General features: G+C 44.2%; 14 protein-coding genes. 13 read left to right on the top strand and 1 reads right to left on the bottom strand.

The features are described 5' to 3' along the window. The first annotated feature begins 83 nt into the window (after positions 1-83). Entirely contained in the window at positions 84-1,097 is a 1,014-nt protein-coding gene (locus ABR335_RS01270) for a DUF1646 family protein (protein WP_035183159.1), read from the top strand. Positions 1,098-1,947: 850 nt separating this feature from the next. Here ABR335_RS01270 and ABR335_RS01275 read toward each other — a convergent pair. Beyond that, complete coding sequence (locus ABR335_RS01275; RefSeq protein ID WP_434063206.1) at positions 1,948-3,291, bottom strand: IS4 family transposase; 1,344 nt, start codon at positions 3,289-3,291, stop codon at positions 1,948-1,950. A 181-nt stretch (positions 3,292-3,472) separates the two neighbouring features. Here ABR335_RS01275 and ABR335_RS01280 point away from each other — a divergent pair, with 181 nt between their 5' ends. The 12 genes from ABR335_RS01280 (at position 3,473) to ABR335_RS01335 (ending at position 13,685) form a co-directional block, all read left to right on the top strand. Continuing rightward, positions 3,473-4,783: a transposase family protein gene (locus ABR335_RS01280; protein ID WP_013858128.1), complete on the top strand. Its 1,311-nt coding sequence runs from the start codon at positions 3,473-3,475 to the stop codon at positions 4,781-4,783. A 463-nt stretch (positions 4,784-5,246) separates the two neighbouring features. Beyond that, a complete protein-coding gene (locus tag ABR335_RS01285; protein WP_014096760.1) occupies positions 5,247-5,621 on the top strand; it encodes an ATP synthase subunit I in 375 nt (124 codons plus the stop codon). Between the two features lie 16 nt (positions 5,622-5,637). After that, positions 5,638-6,354 (top strand): F0F1 ATP synthase subunit A, encoded by a 717-nt coding sequence (atpB, locus tag ABR335_RS01290; protein WP_014096761.1) that lies wholly within the window; start codon positions 5,638-5,640, stop codon positions 6,352-6,354. Positions 6,355-6,419: 65 nt separating this feature from the next. Next, on the top strand, positions 6,420-6,632 hold the full coding sequence (atpE, locus tag ABR335_RS01295; protein ID WP_026104500.1) for a F0F1 ATP synthase subunit C: 213 nt from the start codon (positions 6,420-6,422) through the stop codon (positions 6,630-6,632). Between the two features lie 183 nt (positions 6,633-6,815). Further along, positions 6,816-7,337, top strand: coding sequence for a F0F1 ATP synthase subunit B (gene atpF / locus ABR335_RS01300; RefSeq protein ID WP_014096763.1), 522 nt, complete (start codon positions 6,816-6,818; stop codon positions 7,335-7,337). Then, positions 7,334-7,870: a F0F1 ATP synthase subunit delta gene (locus tag ABR335_RS01305; protein WP_014096764.1), complete on the top strand. Its 537-nt coding sequence runs from the start codon at positions 7,334-7,336 to the stop codon at positions 7,868-7,870. The genes atpF and ABR335_RS01305 overlap by 4 nt, the downstream gene beginning before the upstream one ends. A gap of 23 nt (positions 7,871-7,893) precedes the next feature. Beyond that, complete coding sequence (atpA, locus tag ABR335_RS01310; RefSeq protein WP_014096765.1) at positions 7,894-9,408, top strand: F0F1 ATP synthase subunit alpha; 1,515 nt, start codon at positions 7,894-7,896, stop codon at positions 9,406-9,408. 146 nt (positions 9,409-9,554) lie between these two features. Then, positions 9,555-10,412: an ATP synthase F1 subunit gamma gene (gene atpG / locus ABR335_RS01315; protein WP_014096766.1), complete on the top strand. Its 858-nt coding sequence runs from the start codon at positions 9,555-9,557 to the stop codon at positions 10,410-10,412. A 75-nt stretch (positions 10,413-10,487) separates the two neighbouring features. Beyond that, the gene (gene atpD / locus ABR335_RS01320; protein ID WP_014096767.1) at positions 10,488-11,909 is read left to right on the top strand and encodes a F0F1 ATP synthase subunit beta; all 1,422 of its coding nucleotides are present in this window, start codon (positions 10,488-10,490) and stop codon (positions 11,907-11,909) included. Between the two features lie 22 nt (positions 11,910-11,931). Then, positions 11,932-12,342 (top strand): F0F1 ATP synthase subunit epsilon, encoded by a 411-nt coding sequence (locus ABR335_RS01325; protein WP_014096768.1) that lies wholly within the window; start codon positions 11,932-11,934, stop codon positions 12,340-12,342. A gap of 133 nt (positions 12,343-12,475) precedes the next feature. After that, positions 12,476-12,712: a DUF1146 family protein gene (locus tag ABR335_RS01330; protein ID WP_014096769.1), complete on the top strand. Its 237-nt coding sequence runs from the start codon at positions 12,476-12,478 to the stop codon at positions 12,710-12,712. Positions 12,713-12,944: 232 nt separating this feature from the next. Further along, entirely contained in the window at positions 12,945-13,685 is a 741-nt protein-coding gene (locus tag ABR335_RS01335) for a YwmB family TATA-box binding protein (protein ID WP_014096770.1), read from the top strand. The last annotated feature ends 21 nt before the right edge of the window (positions 13,686-13,706 follow it).

Here is a 13,706-nt window from a genome sequence, read left to right on the forward strand (position 1 = left end):
TTCTCATGCAAATGGATGCTTGAGCTTGATGTAAAAACTTAAGTTCATTTTATATAAGTTTTTTTACAGAAAGGGTTGGGCCGATGATTTCTGCTTTGATCATCATCCTGGCGCTCGTCTTGTTATTGCCTTTTTTTGTGCCGTTTGTCGAGCGCAATTTGGAAATATTTTTGTTTATCATGGGATGGGCTGCGGCCATTGCCGGAGGTGTCCTGGACAAGCCTCTGTTGAGAAAGGCTTTGGAAGATCCGGTTAACATCACCATTGCCGTATTTGTAGCCGGCCTGTTGTTCCGCTGGCTGGAGCGGCCGCTTGAAAAAGTGATTTCCGCCATTAACCGGGGGATACCGTTTCCGCTTCTGGCTGCCTTGACGGTAATCCTTCTCGGGTTGCTTTCGAGTGTCATCACGGCTATTATTGCCGCTTTAATTTTAGTCGTGATTGTCAGCGTGCTGCGGCTTGACCGGAAATCGGAAACACAGCTCGTCGTCTACTCCTGCTTTTCCATCGGGCTCGGCGCCGCACTGACGCCGATCGGCGAACCGCTCTCCACCCTTGCGATCAGCAAGCTGGGGGAGGACTTTTTCTATTTGCTCCGCCTGATCGGGCCGGAAGTCATTTCCGCAGTTGTGATTTTCGGCATTCTGGCTGCCATTGTGATCAAACCCGAACAGTCGGCGATCGGGCTGAAAACGGCGCATACACGAGAGTCTTATGTGGAAATTGCGGGACGGACAGTGAAAATTTACTTGTTTGTGATGGGGCTGACCTTGCTCGGCGCTGGGTTTGAACCGCTCATTAACCGCTTCCTGCTCGATTTGAGCCCGTTTATTTTGTACTGGATCAATATGATTTCAGCCGTGCTGGACAATGCGACACTGGCAGCAGCAGAAATCAGCCCGAAAATGGCGGACAAAACGGTACAGGCCATTTTGCTCGGACTGCTGATCAGCGGAGGCATGCTTGTACCCGGCAATATCCCGAATATAATCTCCGCCGGAAAACTCCGCATCACAAGCCGGGAATGGGCCCGGTTCGGCCTCCCAATCGGTCTCGCCGCCATGGCCGTTTATTTTGTCGTGATTTTGTTTGTATAAGAGGGTTGAAGACAGGTTTACAAAAGTATAGGGATGGCTCCCGCTTTGTTCTTTTTCTGTTATGGAAGACAAATTGCGCGGCGGGCTATCCCTTTTTTCTTTATCTCTGTTGTGAAAGACATTTCGGGAGACGGGGATTCTCTTTTTGTCTTTCATCCCCGTTATGAAGGACATTTGGGGCGCCGGCGATTCTCCTTTTGTCCTTCATCCCCGTTATAAGGACATTTGGCTTGGCGGAGCTTTTCCGTGTGTCCTTCATTCCCGTAGTGAAAGATATTTTCCGCAGCGGGATTCTTCTCTGTGTCCTTCGCCCCTATTGTGAAAGACAGGTTGCATGGCGGTATCCTCATCGCCATTGTGAAGGACAATGCTGGTTCCCTCCACAAATTCTATACAAAATGAAAGCTCCAGTACAGAAGACATATTACTATAATAACTCCGAAAATAAGAGCGCCAATATAAGGAATCATTTTTAACTTTCCAGGCTCTTTTCTAATAAAAGAAACAATACTTGCTAAGAAGCTAATACCCCAAGCAAACCAACCCCAATGGTGAAAACGAGTATAATATTTTATATCTTGGCCTGTTAAAAATAGGGTAATAGCAATTATAAAAAGAATAAGCCCAAGGATAAACATAAAAAAGGAAACTTTAACCTGAATTATTCACAGAAATTCAGAAACTTATTATAACTTATGGATTACCAAGTCTTTTCGGCTTTATTGTAATTCATTAAAAAAATGAAAAAAGAATCCATTTCTGTTAAAGTTAAAGTAACCAAAACAAAAACCAAACAGAAAGGATTCTTTATATGGTTACTTTAACGCAAAAAACACTTGATTTCAATCACTCAACTTTCGCAGACTGAAACAGGTAGGTATACCTTGATATAATTCGGCAGACCCGCAATCCATTGTTGTAGTTGACTTTTGATCAGTTGTTGAATTTTCTTATTACTTTTATCCAGAGTATCTTCAAGAATCTCGACTAACTGCTGCAATGCAACAGCCCAATCAAGGTCATCTATTTCATCACATAATTCATAAAACATGCCACTTAATGTTCTGTCATCTACACTGCAACGGTTTTGCCATGACAAGACAATATACCTTGCAAACACAATGGTCGTGTGGCTGATAAGCGCGTCATATGAACGACTCTGGAATTCCTTTTGTAGTTTTAATAGGGACTTTGTTGTTTTGAAGAAAACCTCAATATCCCAACGCATCCCGTAAATACGGATGATTTCCTGGTCACTCAGTGTACAGTCTGTACTCAAAATCGCCAACCAGTCGCTTTTCTTGTTGCGGTTGCGAACAAAGACAACTTTAATTGGCACGCCATTGGCCTGCGTTGTATGGATGGAACGCAAGATTCCTTTCTTTCCACTAGTCGGTTTAGCTAGACGATACAATTCATCTAGGCTAACACGCTTACCATCGACAAAATAGCGTTGTTTTAATTTTTTGACCATACCAATTACGTCAAGACCTTGTTCTGTAATCTCCTTGATGAGAGGTTGTTGGGTGAACCACGAATCCATTAGAACATAGGAAGCATCGATACCAGAATTCATCGCCCGGGCAATCATGCCGGGAATCTGTTCTGGTGCCGTTTGTAATGCTTCTTTTCGGCGCTTATAACCGGAGCTGCGTTTATCGATATTTTCGGATATGCCGTTGATCTGGCTCTTTTTCGAACTCAATAATGAGAAGTCAACGGGTAGGAATGTTGCGCCATCAGACCATCCTAATGTCAACATGCGGAATCCTTTGTAAAAACGCATTTTTTGAGATGCATGATCAAAGCAGCGAGCCAGGAGCTCAACGTGTTTGCTTCGGTTCCGGTCATAAGATGAATCATCTAAAATCAATACTTTCGGACGGTCATGACGTGTCAATTTCGAAACTTTTCCAATCACTGAGGCAACCAGTGAAAGGAGGAAACGACGCCAGTTGAACGTTGATTGGTTGAGAAACCGATAAACGGTATCTTTGGCTGGAATGTCTGTAGCTTTCTTATTTTCCAACATCCTGAACCAGTTTTTGTTTTCAAAGATCATACAAAAAGTCAATTGAAAAATGTAGGCACAAGAAAAACCAAAGGACTTCGTAATACCGGCGATTCGCAAGTGTTTCAACATATTCAACTCTTTAAATGTTGATTTTATTTCACAGCTCTGAGGAGTAAAAATTTTTCGTGATAATTTAAATATTCACCTCCCAAAAAAGCGGCCAAATATGTAATAATTTAAATAATTAGAGCTTGCTGGACGAATATTTTGGCATGGCTTAGTGACAAGTCGAATACAAGCTAAAATTTGATTCGTTCAGCAAGCCCTAATTAAACTTGGCTGTTTTGAGGGGGTTTTTATTTTGGTTACTAGAAAAGAAAAAAGAAATCGTGAAAAAGAAGCAAATTATTTTTTCGAGTTCCTTAAAATTCAGAAGCATTTTTTCAAAGACCTGATGAATAACCTAAAAAAGGTAGCAGACCACCGACATCAAAGCTATATCACTTATGGTCCAGAGGTCCTTTTATTTACGATGATGTTGAAAAATATGACCGGCCTAAAATCCATGAGAAACATGAGTGAGAGTTTTAATAAAGAAGAATGTATTAAAAATGTAGGGAAGGTGTTAGGCTTAGATTCTCTTGAAGAACTTCCACATTATGATACAATTAACGACTTTTTATCTGGCTTAGATGTAAATGAATTAGAAAAAATTAGAACGTATATGATTAAAGAATTATTGAAAAAAAGGTCTCTCGAGTCTTATCGAATTGAAGGAAAGTACTGGGGTGTCATCATTGATGGAACTGGATTACACACCTTTCATGAGAAACATTGTAAACACTGCCTGAGACGGGCATATACAAATAAAGAAACAGGAGAAACGAACGTACTTTATATGCACCATGTACTTGAAGCCAAGCTTGTCGTGGGGGATATGGTCTTCAGTATTGCCTCCGAATTTATCGAAAATGAATCAGAAAATGTTTCTAAGCAAGATTGTGAATTAAAAGCCTTCGACAGGCTGGCAAAGAAAATAAAAAAAATATTTAAAAGACTACCGATTTGTATCTTGGGAGATAGTCTCTATGCATGTGAAACGGTATTTAATCTGTGCAGGGCGCACAAATGGAAATATATATGCAGATTTAAGGAAGGGAGAATTAAAAGTATCTCGACGGAGTTTAAGGCAATAAAAGAGCTGGAACAAAGTAAGGATCAGAATTCATTAGTTTGGGTGAATGATATTGCCTACAAAGACAGAACGGTCAATCTGATGGAGGCCACAATGAAAACAGAGGATGGGAAATCGAAAGAATATGTATTTATAACGGATATTAAAATCACGAAAAAGAACGTGGAACGACTCATCGCTGCAGGAAGAAGCCGCTGGAAGATTGAAAATCAAGGATTTAACGAACAAAAAAATAATCGTTACAATATAGAACATGCCAATAGCCAAAACTACACAGCCATGAAAAATCATTATTTATTAGTTCAAATAACAGATATTATTAGACAGCTGTTTGAAAAAGGTTCGTCAATCTTAAAAGCACTCAAAAAAACGGCAAAAGAAAAATCCTCAAATCTGTTGGAATCGTTTCGGACACGCATTTTAACAGACGAGGATTTCACCCATTTAAGTAAGCCAATACAAGTAAGGTTTACTTAATGGTTATATTATAGCAAAGGATGTGATGTAAAAAAAGGTTTTTTTGAAGTTATCCACAATTTTAAAAAAGAAATTTGCAAATTCGGCTCTTTTTGACTTTGAAAGCAGAAAAAATAGATGGAAAAATTTTCTAAATGTGGATAAGTCATTTTATCATAAAACATCTAAAAATTGATGAATTTACTCTTCAGAACTGATATCAAGGAAACTCCTATTGACATTGGATAAGCGCTATTGTATGCTAAAAAAGTGTACATAATGAGAAGGTTTTCATATGGTTGGGATTCTACTATTTATATGCCGGAAATCTGAAAAACCAGTAAAGCCGGAGCTGCAGGCTACTCGTAACCTTAACAAATTGTAAGTTTTGGTTAAGAATGTTGCGATTTGCCAGGTGAAGTGACATACCGCTTTCCTGCTGTGCTGCAATTGATCGGCGTCCCTTGTCAGGAGTGTTTAAGGCATGCCGGAACTTCTACGTATCTACAAAAGGCTGCGCAAGTATTTGGTGATTCTTTTGTGCCTTTATTTGACGGGGGCGATGTTTCCCGGTTGCCGCTCTGTTTTCCTCGGGCTTTTGCTTGGCACAGCTGTTAGCCTCTTTAACTTATGGCTTATGGTGAAGAAAACATTGGCGGTTACCGATGTTTCCTCAGGCAAAAAAAGGGTCTCGCTCGGTACCGGGATGAGAATGGCGACTGCTGTCCTCGCGGTGGCGGTGGCGCTCCGTTTTCCGGATTTGTTTCATCTTTTAGCTGTAGTGATTGGCGTAATGACATCTTATCTGGTCATTATGATAGATTTTTTTGTAGGTTTGCTTCAACAAAGAAAAAAGTAAAGTGAGGTGAGTTTCGGTGGAACATAAGCAACCGATAGTTGAATTCATGGGGTTGTATTTTAACCTGTCCAACGTCATGATGATTACTGTCTCATCATTGATCGTGTTCATCATTGCGGTCATCTCAACAAGAAAGTTGGCGTTGAAACCTACAGGCATGCAGAATTTTATGGAATGGGTCATGGATTTTGTAAGAGGGATCATTAAAAGCAATATGGACTGGAAAACCGGCGGCGTCTTTCACATTCTGGGTCTAACACTGATCATGTATATCTTTGTTTCCAATATGCTTGGATTGCCGTTTATGGTTGTTTATGACCATTATTCCTGGTGGAAGTCACCTACTTCCGACCCGGTTGTTACCCTTACGCTGGCTGTTCTGGTCATGGGCCTGTCCCACTTTTACGGTGTCAAAAAGAGGGGGTTTGGCGGATATCTGAAAAGCTATGCTGAACCGTTATGGTTTCTGGTCCCGATTAACCTGATCGAACAGTTTGCCAACACATTAACATTAGGGCTCCGGCTTTATGGGAATATTTATGCCGGCGAAGTGTTGCTGTCGCTGCTTGCGGGCACTTTGGCGATGCATACAAACATTTGGGGGACAATCGGAGCAATTATTCCGACCCTTGTATGGCAAGGATTTTCTATTTTTGTCGGCACGATCCAGGCATATATCTTTACCATGTTAACAATGGTTTATATTTCTCATAGGATTGCCCATGAGGAATAACCATTTCTATATTTTTGAAAAATCACCTATTTATATATTCCAAAGGAGGAAATCTTATCATGAGTTTGGGTATTCTTGCAGCAGCAATCGCAGTTGGTTTGGCAGCATTGGGCGCCGGTATTGGTAACGGCCTTATTGTCGGTCGTACAGTTGAAGGGATTGCAAGGCAGCCAGAAGCACGCGGCCTTTTGCAGACAACAATGTTTATCGGCATCGGCTTAGTTGAAGCTCTTCCTATCATTGCGGTTGTTATCGCATTTATTGCACTGGGAAGATAAGGAAAATGTTGACGGCGAAGCGGATTCTAAGAAACCTTCGCCTTTCCTTTATGATTTAGCCAAGAATCGTTGTGGCTTTTGTTTTGAGCGGTTCAAGGCCATCTTCTTTGAACCATTTTGCTTCTTTTTTGGTAAAGGGTGCGAAAGAATGTTTTAAGAACGTGTGGAAGGGAGTGAACCCGGGTGTCCCAGACTGATTTAGTACTCGGATTTGTGCTAGGGAAGCTCAACACAGGCGATATTTTATTCCAGGCCATCATCTTTGTTGTGTTGCTTCTGCTATTGAAAAAATTTGCTTACGGTCCTCTTGTCGAAATGATGAGGAAACGTGAGGAACATATTGCAAAAGAAATTGAAACGGCGGAAAAAAACCGCGAAGAAGCAGCCAAGCTTTTGGAAGAACAGCGCAAGTTGCTGAAAGAAGCACGCGTTGAAGGTCAGAATTTAATTGAAAACGCAAGGAAACAAGCAGAAGTGCAGCATGATGATATCGTTGCAACAGCGCGTCAGGAAGCAGAACGCATGAAAGATGCAGCCAAAGTTGAAATCGAACAGGAAAAAGCAAAAGCTGTTGCTGCTTTGCGTGAACAGGTAGCATCCTTGTCCGTGATGATTGCCTCTAAAGTGATTGAAAAAGAAATTTCCGAGAAAGACCACGAGAAATTCATACTCGATTCTATTAAAGAGGCAGGAGAAATGAAATGAGTAATGAGGCGGTAGAAAAACGGTACGCTTCGGCACTTTTCGAGCTTGCAAAAGAGCACGGGCAGCTTCAAGAGATCGAAAAAGAAGTCCGGGCGGTAAAAGAGGTTTTTGAGGAAAACGAACCGTTCCGAAAGCTCCTTAAATCTCCGAAATTGACGATAGAAAAGAAACAAGAAATCCTTAAAAACATTTTTTCCGGATTATCCACTTTCACTTTGAATTTGTTGTTGCTCTTGACTGAGCGGCACAGGGACGAGCTCATTCCTAGGGTGTGCCGTGCTTTTATTGAACGGGTGAATGATGAACGCGGCATTGCAGATGCACTTGTCTACTCTGCCCGCCCGCTTTCTGCAGACGAGAGCAAAGCGATATCCGAAGTATTTGCCAAAAAAGTCGGAAAGCTGTCTTTAAACATTGAGAATATCGTGGATGACGGTCTGCTAGCCGGATTAAAAATCAGAATTGGAAACTCTATTTTTGACAGCAGTTTGCGCGGAAAATTGGAACGGCTTGAAAAAACATTAATCAGTTAAGTGAGAAATGAGGTGCTGGATTTATGAGCATTAAGGCTGAAGAAATCAGCTTGCTGATAAAAAAACAGATTGAAAATTACCAGTCTGAAATTGAAGTGAGCGATGTCGGTACCGTTATCGAAGTCGGTGACGGGATTGCACGTGCACACGGTCTTGACCAGGCGATGGCCGGGGAACTGCTGGAATTTTCCAACGGCGTCATGGGGCTTGCGCAGAACCTTGAGGAAAGTAATGTCGGGATCATTATTCTCGGGCCTTACCGCGAAATCCATGAAGGCGATGAAGTAAGGCGTACAGGCCGGATCATGCAGGTGCCGGTCGGGGAGGAACTGATCGGTCGTGTCGTCAACCCGCTCGGCCAGCCGGTTGACGGGCTCGGACCCATCAACACAACGAAAACCCGCCCGATTGAATCAAGAGCGCCTGGCGTAATGGATCGGAAATCGGTAAGCGAACCGCTGCAAACGGGGATTAAGGCGATCGATGCGCTTGTGCCGATCGGCCGCGGACAGCGGGAATTGATTATCGGCGACCGCCAAACCGGTAAAACGACCATTGCGATTGATACGATTATAAACCAAAAAGACCAGGACATGATTTGTATTTATGTTGCGATCGGCCAGAAAGAATCGACCGTCCGCGGTACAGTTGAAACGCTTCGCAAATTCGGAGCTTTGGATTATACGATTGTGGTAACGGCTTCCGCTTCACAACCGGCGCCTCTTCAATACCTGGCTCCGTATGCCGGTGTTGCGATGGGTGAAGAATTCATGCACAACGGAAAACACGTGCTTGTTGTATATGATGACTTATCCAAACAGGCTGTTGCTTACCGTGAACTTTCCTTGCTGTTGCGCCGTCCGCCGGGCCGTGAAGCCTATCCTGGCGATGTATTCTACTTGCACTCCCGCCTGCTTGAACGTGCTGCCAAATTAAGCGATGCAAAAGGCGGAGGTTCATTGACTGCATTGCCGTTCGTTGAAACACAGGCCGGCGATATTTCGGCTTACATTCCGACAAACGTGATTTCGATTACAGACGGGCAGATCTTCCTGCAGTCCGACTTGTTCTTCTCAGGTGTCCGTCCGGCGATCAATGCAGGGTTATCCGTATCCCGCGTCGGCGGTGCCGCACAAATCAAGGCAATGAAAAAAGTTTCCGGTACACTGCGTCTTGACCTGGCCTCTTACCGTGAACTTGAGTCATTTGCCCAATTCGGGTCGGATCTGGATAAAGCCACCCAGGCAAAACTGGCACGCGGGCAGCGTACGGTTGAAGTATTGAAGCAGGATCTGAACAAGCCAATCAAAGTGGAAAAACAAGTATGCATCCTGTATGCATTAACAAAAGGGTTGCTGGACGATATTCCAGTAGAAGACATTCTCCGTTTTGAATCGGAACTTTATGACTGGCTGGACCAGAACCGGGCATCCCTGCTCGAAGAAATCCGTACAACCGGAAATCTTCCTGACGATGAAAAAATGAAAGAAGCTATTCAGGCTTTTAAAAAGACCTTCGTAGCATCTGAACAGCAATAATAATTGGACAGAGAACCCCGTTACCCTTATGCAGCATGCGTTCTTTTTTCACTGTAGCATCATCCCGGGGCAAACGGGCCGGATAAGACAAAGGATTTCAATCCGGGATTGGAATCCTGATTAACTCACAAGGGTGGTGAAGTGAAGTGGCATCCTTACGCGATATAAAAAACCGGATCAACTCTACGCAGAAAACAAGCCAGATTACGAAGGCCATGCAGATGGTGTCGGCTGCAAAACTGAACCGTGCGGAATTGTCCGCCAAATCATTTGTCCCTTATATGGAGAAAATGCAGGATGTAGTGGTCAGCATTTCCCAGGGGACAGGCGGCGTCCGGCATCCGATGCTTGTTTCCCGCCCGGTTAAAAGGACCGGTTATTTCGTGATCACATCTGACCGCGGACTGGCCGGCGCTTTTAACAGCAACGTTTTAAGGCTTGTAACCCAGACCATTCGGGAACGCCATCAATCTGATGATGAATATGCGATTATTGTTATCGGCCGTACAGGATACGAATTTTTCAGGCGTCTAAAGATGAATGTTGTGCTGCAGATTGTCGGCCTGTCTGACCATCCGACATTCCAGGATATCGAAAATATTACAAAGAAAACGGTCGCGATGTATGAAGACGGGACATTTGATGAGTTGTATTTGTATTACAACCATTTTGTCAGCGCCATTAGCCAGGATGTGACGGAAAAAAGGCTGCTGCCGCTTACGGATGTAACGACGACAAACCGGCTCATTTCCTATGAATTTGAACCGTCTGCAGAAGAAATCCTGAGTGTTTTGCTGCCGCAATACGCAGAAAGCCTCATTTACGGCGCACTGCTGGACAGCAAAGCAAGTGAACACGCGGCACGCATGACTGCAATGAGAAATGCGACGGATAATGCAACTGAATTAATCGACTCGTTGACATTGACATATAACCGTGCCCGTCAGGCATCCATCACACAGGAAATTACGGAAATTGTCGGTGGAGCAGCTGCACTGGAATAATTTCCGTTTTGGCAAACCGCTCTTTTGTCGAAACGGAACGGGCATGTGCCATCAAGCAAGTTAGGAGGGAACAGTATGAGCATTGGACACGTTCTGCAAGTAATGGGTCCGGTAGTTGACGTAAAGTTTGAAAATGGTCAGCTCCCTGATATTTATAACGCATTAAAAATCAATTATAAAGCAAAAAATGCCAATGAAGTGGATATCAATGTCACACTGGAAGTTGCATTACACCTGGGCGATGATGCCGTCCGCACGATTGCGATGGCTTCCACAGACGGCATCCGCCGCGGCATGGAAGTGGTGGACACAGGTGCGCCGATCTCTGTACCGGTAGGGGAAGCAACCCTTGGCCGTGTATTTAATGTCCTCGGGGAAGTCATTGACCTTGACGGCGAACTGAAAGGCAATGTGCGACGCGACCCGATCCAAAAACCGGCGCCTTCTTTCGAGCAATTATCCACGCAGGTTGAAATTCTTGAAACCGGCATTAAAGTCGTTGACCTTTTGGCGCCTTACATCAAAGGTGGGAAGATTGGCTTGTTCGGCGGTGCCGGCGTTGGCAAAACCGTGTTAATCCAGGAACTGATTAACAACGTTGCACAGGAACACGGCGGTATTTCCGTATTCGCCGGCGTAGGAGAACGGACACGTGAAGGGAACGACCTCTACTACGAAATGAAAGATTCCGGCGTTATTGCCAAAACAGCGATGGTGTTCGGACAAATGAACGAACCGCCTGGCGCACGGATGCGTGTCGCTTTAACAGGGCTGACGATGGCTGAATATTTCCGTGATGAGCAAGGGCAGGACGTATTGCTCTTTATCGATAATATTTTCCGTTTCACACAGGCAGGTTCTGAAGTTTCTGCGCTGCTCGGCCGTATGCCGTCAGCCGTAGGTTACCAGCCGACCCTTGCAACCGAAATGGGTCAGCTGCAGGAACGGATTACGTCGACCAATAAAGGTTCCATTACTTCCATTCAGGCGATTTACGTACCTGCTGACGACTATACTGACCCGGCTCCGGCCACAACCTTTGCCCACCTCGATGCGACGACAAACCTTGAACGGCGTTTGTCGGAAATGGGGATTTATCCTGCTGTGGATCCGCTCGCTTCGACATCAAGGGCATTGTCCCCTGAAATTGTCGGGGAAGAGCATTACAATGTTGCCCGCCAGGTACAGCAAACATTGCAACGTTACCGCGAGCTTCAGGACATTATCGCGATCCTCGGGATGGACGAACTGAGCGAAGATGACAAAATGATTGTTGCGCGGGCTCGGCGCATCCAGTTCTTCCTGTCGCAAAACTTCCACGTTGCGGAACAATTCACAGGCCAGCCTGGATCTTATGTGCCGGTTAAGGAAACCGTCCGCGGCTTTAAAGAAATTCTTGAAGGGAAATACGACCATCTTCCTGAAGATGCTTTCCGCCTCGTAGGCACGATCGAGGATGCTGTGAAAAAAGCGGAAGCCATGGGTGTAAAAGTATAATACGGGACCGGGAGGAAGCAAAATGAGGACATTTGAAGCCAGTGTTGTCACTCCGGACGGCCCGGTATACAATGCGGAAGTAGAAATGGTTATTGCAAAGGCCAAAAGCGGCGAGATCGGCATCCTGTACGGGCATGTTCCGCTTGTTGCGCCGCTTGATATCGGCGTTGTCCGGTTTAAAAACGGCGACCAGGAAAAAGTGGTTGCAGTGAGCGGCGGCATTTTGGAAACACGGTCCAATCAAGTGACCATTCTGGCGCAGGCTGCCGAAACCCCCGAACAGATAGACATCCGGCGGGCGGAAGAAGCAAAGCAGCGCGCAGAAAAAAGATTGCATCAGTCCCATCAGGATGATGTTGATTTTAAACGGGCAGAGCTTGCGTTAAAACGCGCGATGAACCGGATTGATGTCTACCGCCACTTTTCCAGATAACCGCTTTTCCATATTGTCATTTTATGATCAAAATAACGGCACCTTCTGCTTTTTCGGAAGGTGTTTTTCTTTAAGCGGCTGATTTACCGGGCAGGCGCCTGAACGGACTAAAACAGGAAGGGAATGAGGACAGATGACAGCCGAATTCGGAACGCAGGCAGTGCTCAGCATCCTTGTGAATTTATTTTTTATTGGCATGACGTTTTGGATCCTCCAAGCCGTCCACATTGAAAAGATCATAAAGAAAAACCACATTGTCCAGGCAAGGCTCTTGTATATTTTCCTTTCTGTCGCAATCGGATACAGCGTCAGCAATTTTTTCCTTGATTATTTGCTGTGGGCGCAGCGCCTGCATTTCCTGTTCCAATGACGGGTGTCGTCAAGCATTGTTTCAAAATTCCAATTGATTGGTTCTTTTGAGGCTGGAAAATGGTTCATTTTTCCTGTTTCCAAAAAATCATCTGTTGCATACAATTTAGGTATGCTTTTTTGACAAAATTCATTATACTAGTGTATAGGGTGTCAAAACTTGACGACTTTTACCTGGTATTTCTGCCGTCTCTCTTGTTAACACTTTTAATAAGAGAGAGGGGAGCGCAAAGATGAAATTCCGATTTGTATATCCGGTTTTGGCAATTGTAGGTTTGACACTTATTTTCATGGGGAATAAGACAGATGCGGCCAATTTTACGGATCAATTGCAGTTATTTCAGGCGTCCATTGCAAAATTAAACGGCAAAGTCACTGAATGGTCTTTATATACAAGAGAACCCCTGAGGGCGCCGTCCGAACCGGAATGGGCCGAAAAAGTGCAGACATTGCAGGATACATTCCCTGAAATGCACTGGTCGGTAAAAACGGACAGGCATGTGAAGGTGCTCACGGGCAAGCTGGAAAAAAGCCATTATGTCGAAACCGTAAAATTTATGTCGACCCTATCAAATGCTGAAAACGGTTCGTATATCATTTATGAAGTGAATGGCAAAGGATGGGACCGCGCGCAAATGCGTAAAGTCAATCAACTGGTATCTGCCCGCACTCGAGCGCTTTTTACGAAAAAGCCCATGGTTTTCTCTTGTATCAAAGGCGAATTCAGTGATAAAATGGATCGTGTTTTGTTACATGAAAAAAAAGAACAACTGCTGAAACGTCTTGATGCGAAAGAAACTGAAACAATGGAAGAAAAGAACTTTTATGCAGTTTCCGGATACTCGCCTAAGTTTTCTGAAAATATCCATGCCAAAAACCGGAAAATGAATGTGCAAATCGGTTTGCGAAACAGCGGTTTGAGCGGTAAGACAACGGTCGTAATTGGCACACCCATCATTACGATTGAATATTAATATAGAGAATATGGACGCGGA

Source organism: Heyndrickxia faecalis, from assembly GCF_040267745.1.
In the GTDB taxonomy this organism is placed as follows: domain Bacteria; phylum Bacillota; class Bacilli; order Bacillales; family Bacillaceae_C; genus Weizmannia; species Weizmannia faecalis.